The organism is Saccharopolyspora sp. NPDC049357 (assembly GCF_040677225.1).
GTDB lineage: Bacteria > Actinomycetota > Actinomycetes > Mycobacteriales > Pseudonocardiaceae > Saccharopolyspora.
The window spans coordinates 12,601-36,835 of the sequence record NZ_JBFAQJ010000042.1; the positions used below are offsets into that span (position 1 = coordinate 12,601).

General features: G+C 67.4%; 20 protein-coding genes. 11 read left to right on the top strand and 9 right to left on the bottom strand.

What is annotated here, in order from left to right; genetic code table 11:
- Nucleotides 1-29 precede the first annotated feature (29 nt).
- The 5 genes from AB0J91_RS27005 to AB0J91_RS27025 form a co-directional block, all read right to left on the bottom strand.
- Nucleotides 30-1,337, bottom strand: coding sequence for an MFS transporter (locus tag AB0J91_RS27005; protein WP_363874202.1), 1,308 nt, complete (start codon nucleotides 1,335-1,337; stop codon nucleotides 30-32).
- Nucleotides 1,338-1,714: 377 nt separating this feature from the next.
- Nucleotides 1,715-2,575 (bottom strand): fumarylacetoacetate hydrolase family protein, encoded by an 861-nt coding sequence (locus tag AB0J91_RS27010; protein ID WP_363874205.1) that lies wholly within the window; start codon nucleotides 2,573-2,575, stop codon nucleotides 1,715-1,717.
- Between the two features lie 18 nt (nucleotides 2,576-2,593).
- On the bottom strand, nucleotides 2,594-3,808 hold the full coding sequence (locus AB0J91_RS27015; RefSeq protein WP_363874207.1) for an acyl-CoA dehydrogenase family protein: 1,215 nt from the start codon (nucleotides 3,806-3,808) through the stop codon (nucleotides 2,594-2,596).
- A gap of 74 nt (nucleotides 3,809-3,882) precedes the next feature.
- Nucleotides 3,883-4,308, bottom strand: coding sequence for a cupin domain-containing protein (locus AB0J91_RS27020; protein WP_363874210.1), 426 nt, complete (start codon nucleotides 4,306-4,308; stop codon nucleotides 3,883-3,885).
- A gap of 290 nt (nucleotides 4,309-4,598) precedes the next feature.
- Complete coding sequence (locus AB0J91_RS27025) at nucleotides 4,599-5,126, bottom strand: hypothetical protein (protein ID WP_363874213.1); 528 nt, start codon at nucleotides 5,124-5,126, stop codon at nucleotides 4,599-4,601.
- Between the two features lie 581 nt (nucleotides 5,127-5,707).
- Here AB0J91_RS27025 and AB0J91_RS27030 point away from each other — a divergent pair.
- Together AB0J91_RS27030 and AB0J91_RS27035 are read left to right on the top strand one after the other, a co-directional pair.
- A complete protein-coding gene (locus AB0J91_RS27030; protein ID WP_363874216.1) occupies nucleotides 5,708-6,076 on the top strand; it encodes an MmcQ/YjbR family DNA-binding protein in 369 nt (122 codons plus the stop codon).
- 145 nt (nucleotides 6,077-6,221) lie between these two features.
- Nucleotides 6,222-7,541: a replication-associated recombination protein A gene (locus tag AB0J91_RS27035; RefSeq protein ID WP_363874219.1), complete on the top strand. Its 1,320-nt coding sequence runs from the start codon at nucleotides 6,222-6,224 to the stop codon at nucleotides 7,539-7,541.
- An 80-nt stretch (nucleotides 7,542-7,621) separates the two neighbouring features.
- Here AB0J91_RS27035 and AB0J91_RS27040 read toward each other — a convergent pair whose 3' ends face one another.
- On the bottom strand, nucleotides 7,622-10,198 hold the full coding sequence (locus AB0J91_RS27040) for a glycoside hydrolase family 78 protein (RefSeq protein WP_363874222.1): 2,577 nt from the start codon (nucleotides 10,196-10,198) through the stop codon (nucleotides 7,622-7,624).
- A 340-nt stretch (nucleotides 10,199-10,538) separates the two neighbouring features.
- Between AB0J91_RS27040 and AB0J91_RS27045 the strand changes: the two genes are divergently transcribed.
- A complete protein-coding gene (locus AB0J91_RS27045; protein ID WP_363874225.1) occupies nucleotides 10,539-11,825 on the top strand; it encodes an MFS transporter in 1,287 nt (428 codons plus the stop codon).
- Nucleotides 11,826-11,936: 111 nt separating this feature from the next.
- Here the strand turns inward: AB0J91_RS27045 and AB0J91_RS27050 are convergent, their stop codons facing one another.
- Nucleotides 11,937-13,046: a LacI family DNA-binding transcriptional regulator gene (locus AB0J91_RS27050; RefSeq protein WP_363874228.1), complete on the bottom strand. Its 1,110-nt coding sequence runs from the start codon at nucleotides 13,044-13,046 to the stop codon at nucleotides 11,937-11,939.
- Between the two features lie 172 nt (nucleotides 13,047-13,218).
- Between AB0J91_RS27050 and AB0J91_RS27055 the strand changes: the two genes are divergently transcribed.
- From AB0J91_RS27055 to AB0J91_RS27080, 6 genes are all read left to right on the top strand, one after another.
- Nucleotides 13,219-14,046, top strand: coding sequence for a TIM barrel protein (locus tag AB0J91_RS27055; protein ID WP_363874231.1), 828 nt, complete (start codon nucleotides 13,219-13,221; stop codon nucleotides 14,044-14,046).
- Nucleotides 14,043-15,065 (top strand): Gfo/Idh/MocA family oxidoreductase, encoded by a 1,023-nt coding sequence (locus AB0J91_RS27060; protein WP_363874233.1) that lies wholly within the window; start codon nucleotides 14,043-14,045, stop codon nucleotides 15,063-15,065. Before AB0J91_RS27055 ends, AB0J91_RS27060 begins: the two co-directional genes overlap by 4 nt.
- A gap of 162 nt (nucleotides 15,066-15,227) precedes the next feature.
- Complete coding sequence (locus tag AB0J91_RS27065; protein ID WP_363874236.1) at nucleotides 15,228-16,691, top strand: sugar porter family MFS transporter; 1,464 nt, start codon at nucleotides 15,228-15,230, stop codon at nucleotides 16,689-16,691.
- Between the two features lie 42 nt (nucleotides 16,692-16,733).
- The gene (locus tag AB0J91_RS27070; RefSeq protein ID WP_363874240.1) at nucleotides 16,734-17,084 is read left to right on the top strand and encodes a universal stress protein; all 351 of its coding nucleotides are present in this window, start codon (nucleotides 16,734-16,736) and stop codon (nucleotides 17,082-17,084) included.
- Between the two features lie 189 nt (nucleotides 17,085-17,273).
- Complete coding sequence (locus AB0J91_RS27075) at nucleotides 17,274-18,143, top strand: sugar phosphate isomerase/epimerase (RefSeq protein ID WP_363874243.1); 870 nt, start codon at nucleotides 17,274-17,276, stop codon at nucleotides 18,141-18,143.
- Between the two features lie 345 nt (nucleotides 18,144-18,488).
- Nucleotides 18,489-20,411 carry an acyl-CoA dehydrogenase family protein gene (locus AB0J91_RS27080; RefSeq protein WP_363874246.1) on the top strand — a complete coding sequence of 641 codons (1,923 nt, stop codon included), beginning with the start codon at nucleotides 18,489-18,491 and terminating at the stop codon, nucleotides 20,409-20,411.
- Nucleotides 20,412-20,632: 221 nt separating this feature from the next.
- On the opposite strand, the gene AB0J91_RS27085 is transcribed toward AB0J91_RS27080, so the two are convergent.
- Nucleotides 20,633-21,388: a glucose 1-dehydrogenase gene (locus AB0J91_RS27085; RefSeq protein WP_363874249.1), complete on the bottom strand. Its 756-nt coding sequence runs from the start codon at nucleotides 21,386-21,388 to the stop codon at nucleotides 20,633-20,635.
- A gap of 134 nt (nucleotides 21,389-21,522) precedes the next feature.
- Here AB0J91_RS27085 and AB0J91_RS27090 point away from each other — a divergent pair, with 134 nt between their 5' ends.
- A complete protein-coding gene (locus AB0J91_RS27090; RefSeq protein ID WP_363874252.1) occupies nucleotides 21,523-22,365 on the top strand; it encodes a helix-turn-helix transcriptional regulator in 843 nt (280 codons plus the stop codon).
- Between the two features lie 12 nt (nucleotides 22,366-22,377).
- Here the strand turns inward: AB0J91_RS27090 and AB0J91_RS27095 are convergent, their stop codons facing one another.
- Nucleotides 22,378-22,986, bottom strand: a complete 609-nt coding sequence (locus tag AB0J91_RS27095; RefSeq protein WP_363874255.1) for a hypothetical protein — start codon at nucleotides 22,984-22,986, stop codon at nucleotides 22,378-22,380.
- 228 nt (nucleotides 22,987-23,214) lie between these two features.
- Here AB0J91_RS27095 and AB0J91_RS27100 point away from each other — a divergent pair, with 228 nt between their 5' ends.
- On the top strand, nucleotides 23,215-24,195 hold the full coding sequence (locus tag AB0J91_RS27100; RefSeq protein WP_363874258.1) for a hypothetical protein: 981 nt from the start codon (nucleotides 23,215-23,217) through the stop codon (nucleotides 24,193-24,195).
- Nucleotides 24,196-24,235 lie beyond the last annotated feature (40 nt).

Sequence of the window (24,235 nt, forward strand, 5' to 3'; positions counted from 1 at the left end):
CCGGCCGCCGCTCCCGGTCGCACCGGTGATCAGAGGTCGTCGTGCAGCGCCCTCTTGTAGCGCTCCGGAAGCAGGAGCGTCGCGACGACCGACACCAGCACGAGCCCGAGACCGATACCGGTCAGCGCGGCGACCCCGTTGGCCGTGTTCTGGAAGATCCACGCGGCGACGAACGGAACCGGCGCTCCGAAGATCAGCCCGGCGAAGGTCATGCCCAGCGCCGAGCCGGTGTAGCGCATGCTCGTCGGCAGCGCCTCGGAGAAGAACGCCGCCTGGGTGCCCGCCGTGGCCTGGATACCGCACAGCGCCAGAGCGACAACGGCGACGCTCGCCGGGAAGTTCATGCTGTGCAAGATCGGGAACATGGTCGCAGCAGCGATTCCCTGCATCGTCAGCCCGAGGAGGAAGGTCTTCTTGCGGCCCACGCGGTCGCTGAGCCTGCCACCGTAGATCGCGGCGGGCACCGAGATGAGGTTCGCCATGACCAGCAACGCGAACGTCACGGAGTTGGCATAGCCCAGCTCCTTGGTCATGTAGTTCACGGCATAGGTCACGCAGATCCAGAACAGGCCCGTCGATGCGGCCCAGGACATGACCAGTTTGACGACCGTTCCCGGACGTCGCCGCAGCACGGCGAGCGCGCGCTCCTGCGGAACCTCCGACACTTCGGCCCGCTGCTGACTCTCCTTGAACGCGGTCGTCTCTTCGATGCGCCGCCGGATGAACATGCCCACACCGAGGAGCAAAACGCCCATCAGGAAGGGCACTCGCCAACCCCACGAGGCGAAAGCCTCCTCGGACAGCCCGGCGGCAAGCCCCGCCAGCACGACCGAGGCCATCGTCTGCGCGAGGGGTGAACCGATGGCGAGGATCCCGCCCATCATGCCCCGGCGACCGTCGGGCGCGTGCTCGACCACGAGGACCTGCGCACCGCTGGCCTCGCCTCCGAGGGCGAATCCCTGCAGGAATCGCAACACCACGAGCAGGGTCGGCGCCAGGATCCCGGCGACGGCGTAGGTGGGCAGCAGTCCGATGAGGACCGACGCCAGACCCATGAGCATGAGCGTGAACATGAGGACGTTGCGTCGGCCGATCCTGTCTCCGAGAACGCCGAAGACGATGCCGCCCAGCGGCCGGGCCAGCATGCCTGCGCCGAAGGTGGCGAAGGAGGCGAGAACGGCGCTGTTGTCGTCGAAGCTCGGGAAGAACAGGCTCGGGAACAGGGTGGCCGACAGGGTGCCGTAGACGGCGAAGTCGAACCACTCCATGGCGGTGCCGAAGGTTCCGCTGGCCACGGCTCTTCGCGCGGCCCGCTCGTCCGCGGGTGCTGTGCTCACTGGATGGGTCGCCTGTCTTGTCGGTTCGGTGAATTCAGACATGGGAGGTCTTTTCTGCTCGGACTCGAGTGGCCAACCGCGGCGGGCCAGGTTCACGTGGAAACGAACAATCAATCGTTCGCTGCTTGCGAAGGGATGTCTCATCGATTCGCAACGGTTCGCTCGGCGCGGGAATGTGCGAGGAAGCGGGAGGTTCCAACCGCGCGCACGGTCAGGATGACGACGGGTGGCGCCATCCGAGCAAGAAATCGATCTCCAGGAGCGATCGGGCTGCTCCCGGCTCGGCAACGCTGACGAGCGGGCTGTTCATCTGCACCTCCTCCAAACGTGCGTACGTTTTTTTATTGGGGCACGTCGGCCCTGCGAGGTCGGCGTCGTCAGTTCTCGTCGACGACCTCGTTCCGGAGTACGCCGATTGCGGACACCTCCACCTCGCAGAGGTCACCGGATTTCATCCACAGTGGAGGCTCTCGGCGCGCACCGATCCCGCCGGGTGTGCCCGTGGCGATGACGTCGCCTGGACGCAGCTCGGTCCAGGACGAGCAGTAGGCGATGATCTCCGGAATCGAATAGGTCAGGTCCGACAGCGGCGCGCGCTGAACCTCGGCACCGTTGAGACGGGTGGTCAGTTCCAGCTCCGTCAGGTCGGCGAGCTCGTCCAGCGTGACCAGCCACGGCCCCATCGAGCCGGTCGCCGGGAAGTTCTTGCCCGGGGTGAACTGGTGGGTGTGCGACTGGAAGTCCCGGATCGACCCGTCGTTGAGACAGGTGACCCCTGCGATGTGGTCCAGAGCGTTCTCCTGCGCGATGCGACGGCCTCCGCGTCCGATGACCAGGGCGACCTCTCCCTCGAAGTCGAAGCGGTCGCTCTCGGCCGGGCGGACGAGCGGTGCGCCGTGCCCGACGAAGGTGTCCGGGAACCTGGTGAAGATCACCGGGTGCTCGGTTCGCTCGCGCCCGGTTTCGATGCGGTGCTTCTCGAAGTTCAACCCGACGCACAGGATCTTCAACGGGTCCGGGACCACCGGCAGCAGCTCCGCGGAGTCGAGCGAGACCCGGTGCGCGGTTTCCGCCGCGGCCGCGGTGACCGCGCGCCTGATGCCGTCGGTTCCAGCATCACCGAGCGCGAAGGCCAAGGTCGGCCAGCCCGGATTCGCCGCGGCCAGGTCGAGGATCTCGCCATCGACGAGCGCACCCCACGACCGCCGGTCAGCACTTCGGTAGGACAGCAGCTTCATGGTGTCAACGACTCCGGTTCAGTAGGAGCGCGGCAGGCCGAGCCAGCGCTCGCCGACGAAGTTGCGCAGCATCTCGTTGGTCAGCGGCGCGAAGGTGTAGAGACGGGCGTCGCGGAAGTAGCGCTGCATCGGGTACTCGCGGCTGTACCCCGCACCGCCCATGACCCGCATCCCCGCATCGGTGACGTCGGTGGCCGCATCAGCGGCAGCGATCTTGGCCAGCGCGGAGAAGGTGTCCGACTCCCCGTCGCCCGCACTGGCGGCATCGGCCGCCCTGGTCAGCAGACCGCGGGCCGACTCCACCCGCACCGCCCCGTCAACCAGGCTGTGCTGCAGCGCCTGGAAGCCCCCGATGCTCCGGCCGAACGCCCGCCGCTGTGACGCGTACTCGACCGCGCTGCGCAGTGCTCCGCGCGCGATGCCCAGCGCCACGGCGGCGGCGTTGAGCCGCTCGCCGTTGAGGGTTCCGATGACCTGCCGGAATCCCGCTCCGACCTCGCCCAGGACGGTCGAGCCGTCAAGTCGGACGTCGTCGAAGGTGACCTCGCACGTGTCGAGGCCGTGGATGCCGGCGGTGTCCAGCACGCGCACGGAGATCCCGTCGGCATCCAGCGGCACCAGGAACATCGTGATGCCGTCGATCGCGGAGCGCGCCTCCTCCGCCGTGCGGGCCAGCACTATCGCGTGCCCGGACGTCGCCGCGCCCGAGATCCACGTCTTCCGACCGGACAGAACCCACCCCGGACCCTCCTGGACGGCCTTCGTGCGCATGGCACGGGCGATGTCGGTCCCGCCGTCCTCCTCCGAGAGCGCGAACGCGCACCGCTCGCGTCCCTCCGCGAGCGGTGCGAGCACCCGCTTGCGCTGCTCGTCATCGCCGTAGTGGCTGAGCAGGCGCAGGGCCATGTACTGCACGACCAAGCAGACGGCCATCGAGGTGTGGCCGGCACCGAGCTCCTCCAGCACGACGATCTCGTGCCGCGGGTCGGCGTCGTCGCCGGTCGCCGGATCAGCACCCAGGCCGATGAGTCCGGAGTCACCGAGATGACCGTAGAACTCCTCGTCGAACGTCTCCGACTCGTCGAGCCGGGCAACGCGATCGTCGGGGGCGTGGTCGGCGAGGATCGACCGGATCAGCTCCCGGATCTCAGCCTGATCCGGTGAGTCCGTCGCAACCGCGTCGATCTTCCAACCGGCGGGCCGTTCGTGCCCACGTCCCGTGCCGCTCTGCATGCTCGAGCCTCTCTCTGCCACCCGCCGCTGTGCGACGTGAGTTCAGTTCCGATCACGTCCTGAAAAACAGCTGGTCAAGCCCGCCGATACCCCTCCAGGGTGCTGTCGTCGACATCGTCGAGATTGACCACGATGTTGTCCGGCGTCCGGCAGGTCAGCCAGACCAGCTCCTCGGTGGTGCTCATGTTGCCCTCGACGTGCGGCATGAACGGCGGGACGAACACGAAGTCGCCCTCGTCCAAGTCCTCGTACTTGGAGTAGTTCGGACCGAACCAGATCCGCCCCTTGCCCTTGAGGACGTAGCCACCGGTCTCAGCCTCGCCGTGGTGGTGCGGCAGCGACCGGTACCCCGGCTCGTTGCTGACCTTGCCGTACCAGATCTTCGTGGCGGGCGTGTGCTGCGGTCCAACACCGGAGACACGCACAGCGCCACCGGACTGCCCGGTACCACCGTCCTCCTCACCCTTGCGGGTCACAACCGGGACATCGTCCTTAGCCATGGTCGATCCTCCTAATCCGCTTGGATGGCAAGAAGCGTAACGAACGTGCGATCGCTCGTCTACTATCTTTTTCGCGCTGATTACCTGTTCAGAGCTAAAGCATGCGAGCGCACGTTCGTCTCTCAGTAGCTGGCCTCCCATAGGGCCAAGCCCGCATCGGCCCCCGGTCGAGCGGACACGGTGCTACGCGGAGCACGTGCTCTCGAGCGCGATCGGATCCAAACGCAGCCAGTCACACCCGCAGGCGCCTATCGACGTCGCTCAGCCGTCTCGCCTGCGCTCGACGCACCTCAAGGACGAGGGTTGACGATCCGGGTCTCGCGAGTCACCAGGCCGTCGGTGCCCACGATCGGCGCGTCGGGCTCTCGGACGATGCGTTCGATGTCGTCGAGCACAAGCCGGCTCGGCTCCTCGTCGCCCACTCCGATGATCACGAGCACGCACGGCGGGTCAGCCTGCACGTCGAGGTAGTCCCTCGTGAACAACTCGGTCTCACGATCAACGACGTTGACCTGCACAGTTGCCGATGGCCCTACCGCCCCGCCGAGCCTGCTGGCCGAGCGCTCAAGTGCTGCGTCGTCGCGCACTCCGTTACGCCACTGGCCGCGCACCCAAACCTTCCAAGTCGTCGGAGCCGAGATGCGGTCGTCCTGCAGCTCGTACCCGGTGAATCCACTCATGAAGTTCGGCTCGTCTTGCATGAGCTGCGACCCGACGACGTGGTCGACGCCGGGCTCCGGCACATCGTCAGCGAACCAGAGTTCTACGACGCCGTCGGGCGCCGAAGAGACACCTTCGGCCGCCCAATGCTGCGCCACGACGTCATTCTGGTTATAGGCCACGAGCCCCGGAACTGGGAAGCGATCGGACCGTGGGGCGCACGCCAGTGGGCACGAAACTCATCGACCGACAGGTCGCCCCTGCGCCACAGGTAGGTGACTCGCTTGAGCATGCATGTCTCCTTCGTGAGATTCATCGAGCGGCTCGGCAACCGACGGGCAGAGCGGACCCTTGCAGGCGAGCAGCAACAATTTGCGAACGAGCGTTTGTTTTCACTAGTTTCGACACAAGCGCAACGACGTGTCAACTACGGCGATCCAGCGCTGGAAGCCCACCTGCCGTTGAACGGGGCTCGGCGATCAGAGACTTCGTGTCCACCTTGGAGCGGTGCGCAGACCGAGGTCGTGGGCGCACAGTTCGGGTCATGCGGGATGACTTGAGGCCTGGGAGAACGCCGCTCCGACGTCAAGGCCTGTCACCTGGTGACCATCACAAGTCCGCAGTTCACTGGTCGGGACGCTTGACGTCGGGAAACAATGGGAGGGCAGACCGGCCAACCCGTCGGACGATGCACTCACCGGCCAGACCAAGGGAGTTGGGGACGTTGGACGGAGAGACCTTGTTGAAGACCGCGGCCGACTGCGTCGAGGAGCTGCCCGGGGCCGGCCTGGAGCATCCATTCGGTGAGGACTGGGACGTCTACAAGGTGCGCGGCAAGATCTTCATGCTCATGACCGAGGTTCCCAGGCGCCCCGTCGTGATCCTCAAATCGGACCCCGAAGAAGCACTCGCCCTTCGCGAGCAGTACGAGAACATCACCCCCGGCTACCACATGAACAAGAAGCACTGGATCAACCTGGAGAGCGCAAGCACCCTCGACGAACAGCTGGTCAGGGAGCTGGTGACCGAGTCCTACCGCCTCGTGGTCGCCGGACTCCCGAAGTACCGGCGGCCCGTCGACCCGCACACCTACGGCCGCGAATCCTGACCTGCGCCATGACCACGATCGGCGAGCAGCTCCAGGACACCGCGCGTGAAGCGGCCGGTGCGCTGCCGGGGGTCTCAACCGCACCCACGAACGTCGCGCACGGCAATGACGACAACCCACTCGCACGTACCCACGGACTCGCCCCATGAAGCACGAAGAACAACCGCCGTCCCTGTTCGACGACGACACGCACCGCCCGCTGGCCGAACGACTCCGGCCGCGCAGCCTGAAGGAGGTGGTCGGGCAGGAGCACCTGCTCGCGACCGATGCTCCCGTCGGACGCATGGTGGAGCAGGGGCGGCTGGTGTCGGCGATCTTGTGGGGTCCACCGGGGTCCGGGAAGACGACCATCGCGCGACTCCTCGCGGAACGGACCAACGTGGCCTTCGAGACCCTGTCGGCGACCTTCTCAGGCGTCGCAGATCTGAGGAAGGTCTTCGAAGCAGCCCGCCGCAGGCGCGAGCTCGGTCAGGGCACGCTGCTGTTCGTCGACGAAATCCACCGGTTCAACCGTGCCCAGCAGGACGGCTTCTTGCCGTACGTCGAGGACGGCACGGTCGTCCTCGTCGGCGCCACCACCGAGAATCCCAGCTTCGAGCTCAACGGGGCTCTGCTCTCCCGCTGCCGGGTCTTCGTCCTCACACGCCTCGACACCACCGCCCTCAACTCCTTGATCGAGCGCGCGCAGCGGCTGACGGGTCAAGCACTGCCGCTGGACGACGACGCCCGACAGTCCCTGGTGGCCATGGCCGATGGTGACGGCCGCTTCCTGCTCAACATGGTCGAGCAACTCCAGGCGCTGCCCGCTGAAACACCGCCGCTGGACACGGCCGCGCTCACCGAGCAGATCCAGCGGCGTGCACCGCTGTACGACAAAACCCAGGAGAGCCACTACAACCTCATCTCGGCGCTGCACAAGTCCATGCGCGGCTCCGACCCCGACGCCGCCCTGTACTGGCTCGCCCGCATGCTCGACGGCGGCGAAGACCCGCTCTACATCGCCCGCCGACTCGTGCGCTTCGCCAACGAAGACATCGGAACGGCCGAGCCGCAGGCGGTGCACCAGGCCCTCGCCGCCTGGGACGTCTACGAACGCCTCGGCTCACCCGAGGGCGAGCTGGCGATCGCACAAGCCGTCGTCCACCTGGCGACAGCGCCCAAATCCATCGCCGTCCACCGCGCTTTCGGCGCCGCACGCCAACGCGCACACCAGACCGGTTCGCTGATGCCACCGAAGCACATCCTCAACGCACCCACGCGACTCATGAAAGACCTCGGTTACGGCGAGGACTACCAGTACGACCCCGACACACCGGACGGGTTCTCCGGCGCCAACTACTTCCCCGACGACATGGAACGCGAGACCTACTACCACCCCACCGAGAGCGGCCACGAGGACAACATCCGCCGACGCCTGGACCGGTGGGCCGCCCTACGCCACCAGGACCGAAACACCGAGACCTGACCACGCCGTGAGCTGCGAGGCGCAACCCGGGGTCTAGCAACACCGCCATTTCAGAAGGCGTACGGCCGAAGCGCCAGCGTTCAGCGCGTCATCGGGTACGTGTGGATCGCTTCTCCGGAGCGGAGTTCGCGGGACGTGCCGTCGGGGAGTTCCAGGGTTGCGGTGCAGTTGGCGGGGACCGCGGTGCGGACCGTCAGGGTGTCGTCCTCGATCGACCAGTCGATGGCGACGCGTCCGTAGGGGCCGTCGTAGGCGCCTCGAGCCCACGTGAGACCACCCCCGGGTCGTGGTGCGAAGCGGATTCGCCGCCACCCGGGGGTGGCCGGGGCGAGACCCGCGATGGTGCTGTGCATCCAGTGCGCGACGGCGCCGAGGGCGTAGTGGTTGAACGAGGTCATCTCGCCCGGGTTGACCGTGCCGTCGGGCAGCATGGAATCCCAGCGCTCCCAGATGGTCGTCGCGCCCATCGTCACCGGGTACAGCCACGACGGGCAGCCGCGCTCCTGGAGCTGACGGTAGGCGACATCGAGGCCACCGGTAGACGACAGCGCCTCCGAGACCAGCGGAGTTCCCACGAATCCGGTGGAGATCCGGTGATCGGCCTTGACCACCAGGTCCCGCAACCGCTCGCCTGCCCGGGCCCGCTCTGCGGGCTCTTCCAGGATGTCGAAGGCCAGCAGCAACGCGTATCCGCACTGGGATTCTTCGGTCAACGCGCCCACGCCGTCGGTCCAGCGCTCTCGGATGGCCGTGCGAACTTCGGAAGCCAGCGTGCCGTAGTGCTCGGCCTCGGCCGTGCGGCCCAGAACCTCGGCGATGTCGGAGAGCCTGCGTGCGGAGTGGGCGAAGTAGGCGCTCGCCACCAGTTCCCGGTCGGTCGTGGCCGCTGCGGGGTCATCGGGTGGTGCCGCCGGGTCGAGCCAGTCCCCCAGCTGGTGGCCGCCGGTCCACAGCCGGTCTTCGCCGGAACGCCGGTCGAGCAGGTCGACCCAGGCTTTCGCGCTGTCCCACTGGCGTTCCAGCACCAGCCGGTCGCCGGAGGCCACGTAGAGGTCCCAGGGCGTGAGCACACCGGCATCGCCCCAGGCCGCGATCGGTTCGTCCATGTCCCACGATCCGGCGTCGTCCAGCGTGGGCACGAACACCGGGACCGCACCGTCGTCGTTCTGCTCGATCGCCAGGTCGCGCAACCACGAGGACAGCATTCCCGTCACGTCGTGCAGGAAACCCGCCGTGCGCGCGAAGACCTGGATGTCGCCGGTCCAGCCGAGCCGTTCGTCGCGCTGCGGGCAGTCGGTGGGCAGGTCCACGAAGTTGCCGCGCATCGACCACAGCACGTTGTCGTGCAGGGCGTTGAGGTCCGGGTCCGAGCACGCGAACCAGCCCGTGCGGCGCAGATCGCTGTGCAGCACGCGCGCTTCCAGCTCCAGAACGTCGAGCACAGCAGACGGGGCGGTCACCTCGGCGTAGCGGAAACCGTGGAAGGTGAACCGAGGTTCCCACTCCTCGGTCCCGCGCCCGGCGAGGACGTAGCGGTCGGTCTGCGCCGCCTGCCGCAGCGGGCGGGTGTAGATCTCGCCGTCCTGCAGGACCTCGGCGTGCCGGAGCACGACCTCCTGCCCTGACTCGCCTCGGACCCTGATCGCGAGCCGTCCCACGAGGTTCTGGCCGAAGTCCACCAGCAGCCGGTTCGGGGCCCGCCGCTCACCGCGCGCCGGGCGCACCACGCGCGTGCGGCGCACCGGCGGCCCGTCGGGGGCGACGAGCGTCGCCGGGTCGCGGTCGAACACGTGGGCAGCGACCCAGTCCGAGTCGTCGAATCCCGCTTCGGACCAGCCGCGCGGGACCTGCCGGGCGTCGAAGGTCTCGCCGTCGTAGATCGACGAGGCGAGGATCGGGCTGGGTGCGGCGACCCATCCGGGGCCGGTGGCGATGGTCTGACGGCTTCCGTCGGAGTAGGTGACCTCCAGCTGCGCGATGAGCGACTGGTCGGTGCCGTAGCGGTCGCGAGCACCGCCGCGGAACCCGATCCGGCCGCGGTACCAGCCGTCGGCCAGCCACGCGCCGATCGCGTTGTCGCCTTCGACGAGCAGGTCGGTCACGTCGTGGGTGTGGTAGCGCAACCGCTGCGAGTACACGCTCCAGCCTGGTGACAGGACGTCGTCGCCGACCCGGTGCCCGTTGATCTCGGCCTCGGCCAGGCCGTGCGCGGTCACGTACAGCCGAGCCGAGGCGATCTGGCCGCGCAGCGAGAATCCGCGCCGCACCAGCCACGGGCGACGCTCGGTGCCGGGCTCCCCGGGGGCGCCGCCGACCGGGACTGCGACCCAGTCCGCTTCGGTCAGGCCGCGTTCGACGACCGCGGGTTCGCTCCACTCGGAGATCCCGTTGTCGTCGTGCACGCGCACCCGCACGCTCGCCGACTCGCGCGGCGCGAGCGGGGATTCCGGCCAGGGGCGGTAGCGGGATTCGTCATCGCTGACCGGGCCGTGGTTCGCGACCCGAGCGCCCCGGGTGATCTCCAGTTCGTAGGCGCGCTGGGCCCAGTCGGCCGGAGCGGACGTGGTCCAGGACAACCGGGGCGCGTCGACGCCGATCCCGATCGGTTCCCGGTGGTTCTCGAAGGTCGGAGCATGGGGGATGACGCTGTCGGTCATGGCATCGAGGTCCTTGTCTCGCGTCGTCGTCGACGTGCGGCAGAGCGTTCCCGAAGGACTGACTTGAAAGCTTTCAATTGGAACCGTAGAGACTCGAACACCAGCGGACAAGCGCGCATCTGATCGAGCTTTCGCCGCCACACAAGCGGATTCCCGGCATGCTTGTTTTCCAGTGCGCTTTCACTGAACGAGAAGCTTTGTCCGGATTCGTTGACACGTAGTCCGGATCACATCACCATGCGATGAAACGATTCATTCCTTTCGTGCTTCGGCGGCCGTGGACCCGCACCACGAACAGCGAAGCGCCGCTCTGGTCTGGCCCATCAAAGGAGATTCGCCCATGACCACCCCGGCTCTCACCGCTCGCGACTGGACCCGGTCCACCGTCGCGGGCATGGCCTCCTACCTCGACGCCGCGGCAATCGTTTCCACCGGCACCGCGCTGGTGCTGTTCCAGGACGACCTCGGTCTCGACACGCTGCAGATCGGCGTCCTGTCGTCCCTGCTGACCCTGTCCATCGCCGCCGGCGCGCTGACCGGGGGTCGCCTCGGCGACCGGTTCGGGCGGCGCATCGTGTTCTCGCTGACGATGGTGCTGCTCGCGCTCGGCGCAGGCCTCCTCGCCGCCGCAGCCGGCCCGATCATGCTCTACATCGGCGTCGTGCTGATCGGCTACGCCTCCGGAGCGGATCTGCCGGTCTCGCTCGCGCTGATCGCCGAAGAGGCACCGCCAGGTCAAGCGGGCAAGTTGGTCGGGCTCTCGCAGGTCCTGTGGTTCGGCGGCATCATCGCCACGCAGCTGCTGAGCATCGTCGTCGGTGACCTCGGCAGCATCGGCGGGCGCGTCCTCTACGCCCACGTCGCGGTGGTCGCGGTCGTGGTGCTGCTGCTGCGCTTGCGGGTCCCCGAATCCTCGAAGTGGGTGGCCTCGCGCGAGAAGCTCACCCAAACCGGTTCACACCACAGCGCTCTCAGCCTGCGCGAGCTCGTTGCCGGACCCTACCTGCTCCCGTTGCTCGGACTCATCACCTTCTACGCGCTGGTCAACATCGTGGCCAACACCAAGGGGCAGTTCGGGACCTTCCTCTACGTCAACGTCGCGGGCTCGACCGTGGCGGTCGCCTCGACCATCAGCGTCATCACGCAGTGCCTCGGCGTGCTTCTCGCGGTGTGGTTCATGCGGATCGTCGACGGGCGAAACCGGCTGCGCTGGTACCTGTTCGGTGCCACCTGCTACGTGCTGGCGATGGCCATCGTCGCAGTCGTCGGCGTCACGGTCTGGAGCCTGGCCATCTCGGCGATCTTCAGCGCCATCGGCGGCGCCCTGGCGTTCGAGGCGATGCTCAAGATCTGGTCCCAAGAGGCCTTCCCCACCCTGCTGCGCGCCACCGCGCAGGGCACCATCGTCGGCGCGGCACGCGTCGTGGCGGCCATCGCGGCGGTCGCGACACCCACGCTGATGACCAACGCGCCCCGCGCCACGTTCGCCGTGCTGCTGGGCGTGGTGTCCGCTGGACTCATCGCGGGCCTGTTCGTCGGTCGCAATGTGCAGCGGCACAACCACCTCCGCGACGACGACACCAACGCGCAGGTCGAGGCGGAACGCCACATCGAAGAACGCACCTAGGTCCACCGCCTGCCGGCCGCACACCTCCCCGCAGCAACCCGCGTGCAGCGCTTGCTACAAGCCCCGTCCGGGACGGGTCCCGCCGCGAGCAGCGCGTGGAGAACGCCTCGGTCACTCCGTCGGCCGCCGTGACGCAGTGCGGGGCTCAGCGACGGATTTCCTGTTGCGCAACTCCGTGTCGAGCACGTGGACGACCGGTGGGCTGTCGTCGCCTCGGATGCGCTGGAGGAGGGTCCGGGTGGCGAGTGCTCCGACGTCGTAGGCCGGCTGGGAGATCGCGGTCAACGGTGGTTGAACGACGTTGGACCAGTCGGCGTCGTCGAAAGCGATCACGGAGAGGTCGTCGGGGATGCGCAGCCCTGAGTCGTAGATGGCTTCCACGGTTCCCAGCGCGGGGATGCTGCCGGCCGCGAAGATCGCAGTCGGCGGTTCGTCCAGCGCGAGCAGTTGGTGCGCCTCGGCTTTGGCGGCTTCGCGGTGAAAGTCCCCGCAGCGCAGATACCGTGAGTCGGCAGGGATGTTGCGCTCGGCGAGGGCAGCGCGATAACCGTCGATGCGTTCGAGGGTGGTCGCCGCGAGTGCCACGTCCGAGGAGTCGGGGCTCGGTCGCGGGGATTCTTCCCTCGCGTCGGGACGCCCGCCTCCGGCGACGAACGCGATTCGCGTGTGCCCGGCGTCGAGCAGGTGGTGGATGGCCCGGCGAGTCGCTTCGCGGTTGTCGACGACCACGGCGTCGAGCTCGAGCCCTCGCGGGTGGCGATCCATGAGCACCACGGGTGTCCCCTGCTCGTTGGCGGCGATCAGGTGCTCGGCGTGGGAGGTCGGTGCGGGGGTGAGCAGGATGCCTTCGAGCTGATTCGCCTGGAACACCTGAACGGCTCGCCGCTCCAGTTCGGGGTCTTCGTCGGTGTTGGCCACCAGGACTTCGAGCCCTTCGGCGCGGGCGACGTCGGTGATGCCGCGGGTGAGCCGGGCGTAGAAGGGGTCGTCGATGTTGGCGATGGCCACGCCCAGCGACTGGGTGCGCCCGGTGCTCATGTTGCGGGCCAGGGCGTTGGGCTGGTAGCCGAGCTCACGAGCGGCAGCGGTGACCTGTTCGTGGACCCGCTGGCTGACCTGCCCGTAGCCGCCGAGCGCACGGGCGGCCGTGGCACGCGAGACGCCGGCGGCACGGGCGACGTCCCCGATGGTCACCGCAGCGCGGCGAGATGAACGGCCCATCAGAGTTGCTCCTCAATTTGTCCTTACGTATTGACTATGCCCGGTCGGTGGCGTGAAACTGTTCGCCAGGTCACGGACTGAGACCGGTCTCAGTGATGTGGGTCGCATGCTACATCCGCCTTCGGTGGCCACCTGTGCCACCGGCTGACTTGCTCAACAGGGGAGATCTACCGTGTTCGACCTTGCCGTGTGCGCCGAAATGGTGTTCCTCGATCGACCGTTCGAGGAGCGCGTGCGCCGGATTGATGATCTAGGTTTCGGGGTGGAGATCTGGAACTCCACGGTCCACGACGTCGACGTCCTGGCCCGGACGGGAGCCCGATTCTCGTCGATGACCGGATACGTCCACGGGCGGCTGTCCGACGAGGACGGCGCCACCGAGCTGCTTCGCACCGCGGAAGCACTGCTACCCGTCGCGGAGAAGCTCGACTGCCCCCGGCTGAACCTGCATGGCACCGAACTCGGCGAAGGCGGCCTGCCGGTGCGCCCGGAAAACGAGGTCACCGGCGCGATGTGGCTGACCGCCCGCCGCACGCTGTCACGAATCGCCGAGCTGGGAGAACGCGCCGGCGTGACGTTCTGCCTGGAAAACCTCAACACCGCCGTAGACCACCCGGGAGTCCCGTTCGCGAGAGCGGCGGACACCCTGGCGCTGGTCGAGGCCGTGGACAGCCCCGGGTTGCGCATGATGCTGGACCTCTACCACGCCCAGATCGGCGAGGGAAACCTCATCGAGCTGCTGCGGCGAGCGGGCTCGCTCATCGGCGAAGTCCAGGTCGCCGACGTGCCGGGACGGTGCGAACCCAGCACGGGCGAGATCAACTACCCGGCGATCGCCGACGCTCTGGACGACATGGGCTACCGGGGAACTGTAGGGCTGGAGGCCTTTGCTTCCGGCGACAGCGAACTCGCTCTTCAACGCTTCCGGGACGCCTTCTCCCGTCCAGCCCCGGACGCCCCGGCCGCCGCTCACCTGCTCCTGGAAGGACGAACCTCATGACGACCACCCCTGTCACCTTCGGGCTCATCGGCGCCGGAGCCATTGGCGCCTTTCACGCCGAAAGCCTCGCCCGCCGCATTCCCGAGGCCCGGTTGGCCGCCGTCGCCGACCCACGCCTGGAAGCCGCGAAGTTGTTGGCCACCAGCTTGGACGTTCCGCGAGCCACCAGCGATCCCTTCGAGGTGTTCGCCGATCCGGACATCGACGCAGTGGTGATCACCACGCCGCCTCAGTTCCACACCGACCTCATCGAGGCCGCCGCCGAAACGGGCAAGGCCGTGTTCTGCGAGAAGCCGATGGCGCTGACCCTCGCCGACGCAGACCGGGCCATCACCGCAACCGCCAAAGCCGGAGTGGCTTTGCAGGTCGGCTTCAACCGCCGGTACGACGGGGGATTTCGCGCGGGCCACGACCTGGTCACCTCGGGCGGAATCGGCCGGCCGCAACTGCTGCGGTCGCTGACCCGCGACCCGGAGCTGAGCGACCCGGCCAGGGTGCCTGCGTGGGGGATCTTCTTGGAGACCCTGATCCACGACTTCGACACCCTCAACTGGCTCAACCCCGGCGCCCGCGCGACCGAGGTGTACGCCACGGCTGATGCGCTCGTGCGTCCGGACTGGAGGGACCGCGGCCTGCTGGACACCGCCCTGGTGCACGTCCGATATGACAACGGAGCCATGGCCACGGCCGAGGCCAGCTTCCAGGCTGTCTACGGCTACGACGTCCGAGGCGAGGTATTCGGTTCCGAAGGCATGGCGACCATGGGCGACATCCGGCCCAGCACCATGACCGCATACGGCGCGCACGGCGTGCGAAGCGACAGCGTGCGGCGCAACGTCGACCTCTTCCACGACGCCTACACCGCACAGTTGACCGAGTTCGCCCGATGCGTGCGCAGCGGAACGCCACTGCAGACGACCGGCGAAGACGCCCGCTTCGCCCTCGCCATCGCGCTGGCCGCGATTCAATCCGTCCGAACAGGACAGACCGTTCGGCTCGACAGCCTTGAGCAGCAGTAGCAGACGCACACCGCGACTTCTCCTGGACATTCGTCCAACGACACAATCCCCTGGCGGAAGAGGCGGTCGCCCCAGATCGCCTCGCGATTCGAGCCCCGAGCACTTCGCGAAGAAATCCTGGTTCGAGAAATCGCCAGCCCAACTCTGACAGCGCACCATTCGATGCCAGCGAACCGGCGACGCCCGAGCGCTCAACGAGGAGCAGCAGTCATGACCAACACCACCTCTCCCGCACCCCACGCATTACCCCCTGACACGCGAGGGCCCCATTCGCGACGTCTCGGCTTGATCGCCGTCGTCGTGACCTTCGGCGGCCTGCTGTTCGGCTACGACACCGGCGTCGTCAACGGTGCCCTCGACCCTCTCACCGCCGACCTCGGCCTGACCCCGCTCACCGAGGGAATCGTCGTCAGCAACCTCGTCTTCGGCGCCGCCTTCGGTGCCATGACCGGCGGGGTCCTGTCCGACCGGTACGGCCGCCGCCACAACATCCTGCTGCTGTCCCTGGTGTTCATGCTCGGAACGGTGGGCTGCGTGCTCGCACCGAGCTGGCAGGTCCTCGCGCTGTTCCGCTTCGTGCTCGGCCTCGCCGTCGGCGGGGCCTCGGCGACCGTGCCCGTCTACCTGGCCGAAATCGCTCCCGCCGAACGTCGCGGCGGCATCGTCACCCGCAACGAGCTGATGATCGTGGTGGGCCAGTTCTCCGCGTTCGTCATCAACGCGATCATCTTCAGCATCTGGGGCGAAACCGCCTGGATCTGGCGGATCATGCTCCTGGTCGCCCTCCTGCCGGCGATCGCGCTGTTCGTCGGCATGTTGCGGTTGCCCGAGAGCCCGCGCTGGCTGGTCACCCGAGGCCGTGACGAGGAGGCACTCGCGGTCCTGTCCCAGATCCGCACCACCGAGCGCGCCCGCGCTGAGATGGCCGAGGTCCACCGCCTCGCCGAAGAAGAACGCGCCGCCAAGACCGCCGGTGCGGTCGACCTCGGAGTGCGCTGGGTCCGCCTGCTCATCCTCATCGGGGCCGGCCTGGGCATCTGCCAGCAGTTCACCGGCATCAACTCCGTCATGTACTACGGCACGCAGCTGCTCGGCGACGCCGGATTCTCGAACAACTCCGCCATCATCGCCAACACCCTCAACGGAGCCTTCAGCGTCATCGGTGTGTCCGTGGGCCTGTCGATGATCAACAAGATCAAGCGGCGCACCATGCTGCTCGGCGGCTTCACCCTGACCACGACGTTCCACCTGCTCGTCGGCCTCTCGGCGATGCTGATACCCGAAGGCAGCACGAAGGCCTGGTTCATCCTCGTGTTCGTCGTGCTCTTCGTGTTCTCCATGCAGGCCACCATCGGCCCGCTGGTCTGGCTCATCCTCTCCGAGATGTTCCCGCTGAAGATCCGCAGTCTGGCCATCGGCATCAGCATCTTCGTGCTCTGGATCGCCAACGCTCTGGTCGCTCTGGGCTTCCCGCCCGTCGTCAAGGCCCTGGGCATCTCGAACACCTTCCTCGCCTTCGCCGCCTTCGGCGTGCTGGCCATCGCGTTCATCGCGACCTGCGTCCCGGAGACCAAGGACCGCTCACTCGAAGAGCTCGAGGACGACTTCCGCACCCGCTACGCCTAAGGGACCTGCCCCGGGAGAAAGGGCCTGCACACCATGACCGTCATGACCGCCATCGCCGAGGGCAGCGAAGGAGACCACGCGTTGACCGCGGGAATCACCGAGACCCGACTGCTGGGCACCGACCTCGTCCTGGTCAACCTGCGCCTGCAGCCGCTCGACGACTCGAGCTTGCCCGACGACCTCGAGATCACGATCGTCGAGCGCAACGGGCCCGGCGACCGCGACCCGGTCGACGCAGTGCTGGACGAAATCGACGCCCGATCCAACATCAACCGGCTCATCATCGGCATGCGCCGACGATCGCCAGTGGGCAAAGCCCTGCTGGGCAGCATCAGCCAACGACTGCTCCTGGAAAGTCCCGTTCCCGTTCTCGCAGTCAAAACCCCAGCCTGACAGCCGGCAACGCCTGCACGCACGAGCCCCACGATCAACTCACCCGCGTCATCCGCACGATCAGAACGCCCACGAGGCGACCGGATGGACGGTTGTTTCGGGTGGCGCGGCTGCGCCCCTTGGGCTGGAACGTCATTTCACCACGCGTTCAACGATTTTCCTCAGAAGCGCAACGAACGGAGCCACGACATGATCATGAACCGAATCGCAGGGGCACCGATCTCCTGGGGCGTCTGCGAGGTGCCGGGATGGGGTCACCAGCTCACGCCCGAAGAAGTTCTCCCGGAGATGCGCCAGCTCGGTCTCGTGGCCACGGAGTTCGGCCCCGAAGGGTTCCTCCCCGCCGCACCCGAGGCCAAAGCCGCCACGCTGCGCGAGCACGAGCTGTCCGCGGTGGGCGGGTTCGTCCCCGTCGTCCTGCACGACACCAAGCACGATCCACTGCCCGAGATCGACCGCGAACTCGATGGATTCGTCACCGCCGGCGCGAGAACCCTCGTTCTGGCCGCGGCGACCGGCCTGAACGGCTACGACACACGTCCCGAACTCGACACCACGGCGTGGCGAACCCTGTTCGCCAACCTCAGCCGAATCACCGAACGCGCCGCCGAACGGGGCATCAGCCCCGCCCTGCACCCGCACGTCGGCACCGTGGTCGAGAACCGCGAAGAAGTCGAACGCATCCTCGACGGTTCGACCGTGCCGCTGTGCCTGGACACCGGCCACCTCCTCATCGGCGGCACAGACCCCGTCGAGCTGGCCAAAGCCGTTCCCGAGCGCATCACCCACACCCATCTCAAAGACGTCGACGTCGCCCTCGCCGACCAAGTGCGCGCGGGCGAGATGACCTACACCAGCGCCGTCCGCGACGGCATGTACCGGCCACTGGGTGCAGGCGACATCGACATCGCCAGCATCATCACCGTGCTCGAATCCAACGGATACCACGGCTGGTACACAATGGAGCAGGACACCATCCTCCCCGACGAACCCACGGATGACGGCCCCACCGCCGACGTCCGAACCAGCCTCACCTTCCTACGCGACCTCGACCTATGAGCAGCACTCGTGCTCGCCTACACGTCCGGGTCATCCACACCTTCACCGGCGAGCGCACCATCGTCTCCACCGCGACTACCTTCTCGCCGATCCTGCATCCCTGATGAGTGAGGCCATACCTACACCGATACCGGATTGCTTACCCGACAGAGTGGGCCACATTCACGCTCGGTAGCAATCGAGGCCCAAGAATTGGCACCGGAACGGTCGTCTTCGCAGCGTCAATGATCAGGTGCTCGTGCCATCCTCCCGCTTGTACCGCATTCGCGAACTATCGCGTGCCTCCCACCGGCAGTACTGTCGTGACCGGTGCCAGCCCCAGCCCTAGTGCGTTGGGAGTCGAAGATGACCAAGGTCGATGACATACACGAAGACAGGACGCGAGTCGACGCGGACCACGCCCGGCAGGTAGCCGAACAAGCCCGCGAAACTCGCTGGGACCGACCTAGTTTCGGCAAGGAGCTGTTCCTCGGACGGCTGCGGCTCGACCTGATCGACCCGCTTCCCCGGGGTGAGACCTCGGTCGAAGGAGAGGCGTTCCTCGAACGGTTGCGCGTGTTCTGCGAGACGAAGGTCGACGGACCGCAGATCGAGCGCGATGCGTGGATCCCGGACGAGGTGATCAACGGACTGAAGGACCTCGGAGCCTTCGGCATCAAGATCCCCCGGGCCTACGGCGGGCTCGGCCTGCCCGCGGTGTACTACCACCGCGCGCTGATGCTGGTCGGCACGGCCAATCCGTCGATCGGTGCCCTGCTGTCGGCGCATCAGTCGATCGGCGTGCCGCAGCCGGTCAAGATGTTCGGGACCGAGCAGCAGAAACAAGAATTCCTGCCGCGCTGCGTTCGCGAGATCACCGCATTCCTGCTGACCGAACCCGACGTCGGCAGCGACCCGGCGCGGCTGGCCACCAGCGCGGTCCCGAACGAGGACGGCAGCAGTTACACGCTCGACGGCGTCAAGCTCTGGACGACCAATGGCGTGCTCGCCGACCTGCTCGTGGTGATGGCACGGGTACCCGCGTCGGAGGGACACCGCGGTGGTATCACGGCATTCGTCGTCGAGGCGGACGCCGAGGGCATCACCGTCGAGAACCGGAATTCCTTCCTCGGCCTGCGCGGCATCGAGAACGGCGTGACCCGGTTGCACAACGTTGTCGTACCCGCCGCCAACCGGATCGGCCGTGAGGGCGATGGACTCAAGATCGCCCTCAAGACGCTCAACACCGGGCGGCTTTCGTTGCCCGCGCTGTGCACGGCGGCATCGAAGTGGTCCCTGCGCATCGCTCGTCAGTGGTCGTCCCAGCGCGTCCAGTGGGGTCGGCCGATCGGTGAGCACGAGGCCATCGCGGGCAAGATCTCGTTCATCGCTGCCACATCGTTCGCCTTGGAGGCCGTGCTGGAGGTGTCCGGTCGGCTGGCCGACGCCGACCGGCACGACATCCGCATCGAAGCGGCACTGGCCAAGCTCTTCAGCACGGAACTGTCCTGGCAGGTCGCTGATGAGCTCGTGCAGATCCGCGGTGGTCGCGGCTACGAAACAGCGGAGTCGCTGGCCGCGCGCGGCGAGCGCGGGGTCCCCGCCGAGCAGATGCTCCGGGACATGCGGATCAATCGGATCTTCGAGGGATCCAGCGAGATCATGCGGTTGCTGATCGCCAGGGAAGCGGTCGATGCGCACCTCTCGGTGGCCGGAGACATCATCGACCCCAAGGCCGACATGCAGCACAAGGCCCGCGCCGCGGCCCGCGCCGGTGCCTTCTACGCACGTTGGCTGCCCACCCTGGTCGCAGGCAGGGGCCAGGTGCCGAGCGCCTTCGGTGCGTACGGACCGCTCTCCGAGCACCTGCGCTTCGTCGAACGCGCGAGCCGGCGCCTCGCCCGTCAGATCTTCTACGGGATGTCGCGCTGGCAAGCTCGCCTGGAGCACCATCAGCTCTTCCTCGGCCGCATCGTCGACATCGGCGCCGAGCTGTACGCGATGAGCGCCAGCTGCGTCTACGCCCGTTCGCCCGGGCAGGATGAATCGGCAGTGGAGCTGGCCGACGCCTTCTGCAACCAGTCCCGGTGTCGCGTCGAGCACCTGTTCAGGCAACTCTGGCGCAACACCGACGCCAACGACCGAGTGATCTCCCGCCAGGTGCTCGAAAATCGGTACCCATGGCTGGAGGAAGGCATTCTCGACGCGTCCATCGACGGCCCTTGGATCGCCGAGGCACGAAATGGCCCATCACAGCGCCAGAACCACCGGCGCATCGTCAGCGGCTGATCTCTCGTCCGCACGAAGTCACCGTTCCCAGGCGCGTGAGGGTGTCGCACGTCTTTCAGCACGCTCCAACGCACGCCGGTGATCGTTGACAGGACCGGCAAAACCACGGTGACCGCCGTTGAAGGGACACGCGAGGTCACACCGACTCCGCGGCGGGTTCCACTCGTCATCGGACCGCCCCGGCCACCGGTGTGATGGCCGGGGTGGGTGCCGGGTCGGTGTCAGTGTGCGACGAGCCCGCCGTCGACGACGAACTCAGCTCCGGTGATGAACGAGGATTCGTCGCTGGCCAGGAACAGCATCGCCGGAGCGACCTCGTCGGCGCGGCCCGCGCGGCGCATCGGAGTGCGCACGATGTCGGGTTGCCGGTCGCCTTGCTCGTCGAGCAGGTCATGGATCATCGGTGTCCGAATCACGCCCGGATGCACCGAGTTGACCCGAACACCCTGCGTGGCGTACTCGACAGCAGCCGTTTTGGTCAGTATCCGCACGGCTCCTTTGGACGCTTGGTAGGCAGCCGCCGCCCCACTGCCGATGAGACCGAGGACGGACGACGTGTTGATCACCGAAGCTTTGCCGGACGCGCGCAACAGCGGCATGGCGGTTTTCATCCCGAGCCAGGTGCCGGTTTGGTTGACGGCGATCACGCGGTCCCAGGCGGATTGCTCGGTGTCCTCGATGCCGGGCCAGTCCACGACACCTGCGAGGTTGATCAGGACGTCCAGTCGGCCGAAGCGCCGGTCGATCAGTTCGATGACCTCGTCCCAGTGCTCGAGTGAGGAGACGTCCAGCCGCTGCGCCAGCACGTCGGCGCCGTCGGCTTCGAGCCGCGCCGCCAGTCCCCGCAGTCGGTCGTCGCCGATGTCGGTGAGGACCAGCTGGGCTCCCTCGCGGGCGAACAGCTCCGCCGCGGCCTGTCCGATGCCGCCGGTCGCGCCGGTGATCAGCGCGACCTTGCCAGTCAGCCTTGCAGTCATGTTTCGTTCCTCTTCTGGTGACGGGATCGGTCAGGACCGAGCCTCTGACGCAGGTGCGCTCAGCGGCAGGACGCGCCGTGGCTGGGTGCGCCACACCCACCCAGCCACAGGGGGTCCCGGTCTACGGTGGCGGTATGAGCGGTGGGGAGTTGGGAGAGTTCCTGCGGGCACGGCGCGCGCAACGGCCACCTGAGGACGCGGGCGTGGTGTATTCGGGTCGGCGCAAGGTGACCGGGCTGCGCCGCGAGGAAGTAGCCGTGCTCGCCGGCGTGAACGCCGACTACTACACCCGCCTCGAACAAGGACGTGAGTCCAACCCGTCTCCGCAGGTTCTGGACGCTCTGTGCCGCGCGCTGGATCTCGACCCCGACATGAGGGAGCACCTGTACCGGCTGGCACGCACCGCACCGGAGACCGCCCCGGCCCCGGTACCGCAGACCGTGAGCCCGGAACTGCGGCAGCTGATGGACGGATGCCCCAACACCCCGGCCTTCGTGCTCAACCGGATCTTGGACGTCCTCGCCTGCAACGCCCTGGCCGACGCGCTGTTCTCACCGTTTCAGCCGGCGGACAACCTCGCCCGCATGACCTTCCTCGACCCCGCTGGACGCCATTTCCACGCGCGGTGGAACTGGACCGCCCAAGCCACAGTGGCCAACCTTCGCAGCGCCGCGGGCTACGACCCGAACGACCCCGCTCTGCTGCACCTGGTGGCCGAACTCCGCGACGGCAGCGAGGATTTCCGCGCCCTGTGGAGCTCCCACCAGGTGCGCGGAAAAACTCGCGAACCCAAGCACCTGGTCCATCCCGACGTAGGGGCCTTGACGCTGACCTACCAAGCCTTCGACGTGCGCAGTGCCCCCGGGCAGCAGCTGATCATCTACCACGCGGAACCGGCCACCCCCAGCGCCCACGCCCTAGCCCTCGCACTGCTGAGCGCCCTGCACGCCAGTCCTCACCAGAGCTCGTCGGTGTGACCTCAGAACGATTCAGGCGTGGCTGAATCCGTCAACGATCGTTCGCCGGTTCTTGTGACGGTGCTCGTAGCTGACCAGCTTCGTCTGCTCCTCAGCCGGCAACTCCCGCGCCTTCGGAAGGATCTCGTCCAACTTCATCTCGTCGTAGCCCGGCCAGGGCTGCTCCTCGCACAACTTGTCGATGCGCCCGATGACCGTCGCACGCGCCTGATTGCGCGTTTCATAGCCACGGACCTTTCGCAGCTCGAATTGGGACAACCCCGGCAACTTGTGCACGACCTCGTCCGCCCTGAGCTGGTCGTAGTGTGAAATCGGCAGATCTTCCTCGCCGGTGAACGCCCCCACGACCGCCCCTTCGGCCTCGGCAGCCCCTGGGATGCGGCGCGCAGCCTGGTTCACCTCGCCGACACCGACTTCGAGCCCCTGCTGGGCCCCGCCCACAATGGTCTGGCCACGTTCCGAGAGCTCCTCGTAAGCACTGCTGAGCCAATGCATCACCTGATCGCGTTCCCGCCACGCATGACCGACCCAGCCGGGCGCACCACGTAGCGCATCCACCACCCACGCTGTCGCCCCAACCGTGGCATACAGCGACCGCTGAGTCTCCTGAACCAGACCCATCGCGCCTCCTCTGGTCCTCGTCGTGCACGCACCAGTGCAGAACTCGTCACGGCCAGAGGATTCCCAGACGATGACGCGCCCATGCCTCGCTCCGAGTACGCCACCACTTCGGACTAAATGTCCGCGTCGAACACGACCAGTCGAGGCAGTTCATCGCCGCACGAGTCCGGACGTCTTGCGTAGAAGTACCTAACGACATATCGCTGCGGTGATGCTGTAATGCCGTCGATGAGCAATTCGCAGCGCCTTTCCCCGGAACAACGCGCACGCCTGGAGCGGTTGGGCGAACGGGGAGTGCTTTCCCGTGAGCAGGTCGCAGCAGTCCTCGACGAGCTCGACATCGAGCGCGGTGCGCCCTGGGGCTCGCGCACCGCCGTGTGGGAGGTGCTCGGTTACATCGGCGGTGCGTTGGTCCTCGCCGGCGCCGTTCTGCTGGTGGGGATGTACTGGGAAGACCTGGCGGTCCCCGCGCGCGTTGCCCTGCTGGTGGCCGCGACCCTCGCCCTGGTCGGCGCCGGACTGGTCATCGCCGGCGGGCCGCGTGCGCTACGAGCGTTCGGCGAAGCGGATCCGTCCGCGCGCAGCCGGATCGTGTCAGCCCTGTTCGCCTTGGCTTCCTGCACGGCGGCGCTGGCGGTCGGCAGCGGGGTTGACGTGCTCGAGTCGGTGGCGGCCTCGGTGACCGGTTTGCTCGTCGCATTGCTCGGATACGTGGTCGTGGGCGGACTTCCCGTTCTGCTGGCGACAATCGGGTTCAGCGTCGGCGTGGTGATGGCCGCGGTTGCCGAATGGTTCGACAGCTCCTCACCGGCCACCACAACGGGCTTGGTGGCGCTGGGCGCCGTGTGGACCGCACTCTCCGCTCTCAGGGTGATGGGCCACCGCCGCCCCGTGCTCGGGGCGGGCGTGCTGATCGCTCTGGCCGGGGCGCAGTACGCGGTGGGCGTGGACCCGTCGTGGGTGGGCTACGGGTTGACCCTGTTGATCGGGTTGCTGTGCTTCGGCGGCTACCTGGTCGAGCGGGCCGTGGTACTGCTGGCGCTGGGTGTGCTCGCCGTGACGGTGGCGGTGCCCGAAGCGATCTGGGACTGGACGGACGGTGCACTCGGTGGGCCGGTCGCGGTGCTGCTGGTGGGGGCGGTGTTCCTCACCGCCTCGGCACTGGGTCTGCGCCTGCGGAAGCGAGCACCCGCATCTGATCAGCGCTGAAGCAGGCAGGATCTGGCCAGCCGTCCACGGCGAGGCGGGT

What these genes read in the sequence shown, in the direction of transcription:
- AB0J91_RS27060 (WP_363874233.1), top strand. Translation starts at nt 14,043, where the DNA reads ATGACGACCACCCCTGTCACCTTCGGGCTCATCGGCGCCGGAGCCATT.
- AB0J91_RS27075 (WP_363874243.1), top strand. Translation starts at nt 17,274, where the DNA reads ATGATCATGAACCGAATCGCAGGGGCACCGATCTCCTGGGGCGTCTGC.
- AB0J91_RS27035 (WP_363874219.1), top strand. Translation starts at nt 6,222, where the DNA reads ATGAAGCACGAAGAACAACCGCCGTCCCTGTTCGACGACGACACGCAC.
- AB0J91_RS27090 (WP_363874252.1), top strand. Translation starts at nt 21,523, where the DNA reads ATGAGCGGTGGGGAGTTGGGAGAGTTCCTGCGGGCACGGCGCGCGCAA.
- AB0J91_RS27100 (WP_363874258.1), top strand. Translation starts at nt 23,215, where the DNA reads ATGAGCAATTCGCAGCGCCTTTCCCCGGAACAACGCGCACGCCTGGAG.
- AB0J91_RS27065 (WP_363874236.1), top strand. Translation starts at nt 15,228, where the DNA reads ATGCCAGCGAACCGGCGACGCCCGAGCGCTCAACGAGGAGCAGCAGTC.
- AB0J91_RS27010 (WP_363874205.1), bottom strand. Translation starts at nt 2,575, where the DNA reads ATGAAGCTGCTGTCCTACCGAAGTGCTGACCGGCGGTCGTGGGGTGCG.
- AB0J91_RS27045 (WP_363874225.1), top strand. Translation starts at nt 10,539, where the DNA reads ATGACCACCCCGGCTCTCACCGCTCGCGACTGGACCCGGTCCACCGTC.
- AB0J91_RS27085 (WP_363874249.1), bottom strand. Translation starts at nt 21,388, where the DNA reads ATGACTGCAAGGCTGACTGGCAAGGTCGCGCTGATCACCGGCGCGACC.
- AB0J91_RS27040 (WP_363874222.1), bottom strand. Translation starts at nt 10,198, where the DNA reads ATGACCGACAGCGTCATCCCCCATGCTCCGACCTTCGAGAACCACCGG.
- AB0J91_RS27015 (WP_363874207.1), bottom strand. Translation starts at nt 3,808, where the DNA reads ATGCAGAGCGGCACGGGACGTGGGCACGAACGGCCCGCCGGTTGGAAG.
- AB0J91_RS27050 (WP_363874228.1), bottom strand. Translation starts at nt 13,046, where the DNA reads ATGGGCCGTTCATCTCGCCGCGCTGCGGTGACCATCGGGGACGTCGCC.
- AB0J91_RS27095 (WP_363874255.1), bottom strand. Translation starts at nt 22,986, where the DNA reads ATGGGTCTGGTTCAGGAGACTCAGCGGTCGCTGTATGCCACGGTTGGG.
- AB0J91_RS27070 (WP_363874240.1), top strand. Translation starts at nt 16,734, where the DNA reads ATGACCGCCATCGCCGAGGGCAGCGAAGGAGACCACGCGTTGACCGCG.
- AB0J91_RS27080 (WP_363874246.1), top strand. Translation starts at nt 18,489, where the DNA reads ATGACCAAGGTCGATGACATACACGAAGACAGGACGCGAGTCGACGCG.
- AB0J91_RS27020 (WP_363874210.1), bottom strand. Translation starts at nt 4,308, where the DNA reads ATGGCTAAGGACGATGTCCCGGTTGTGACCCGCAAGGGTGAGGAGGAC.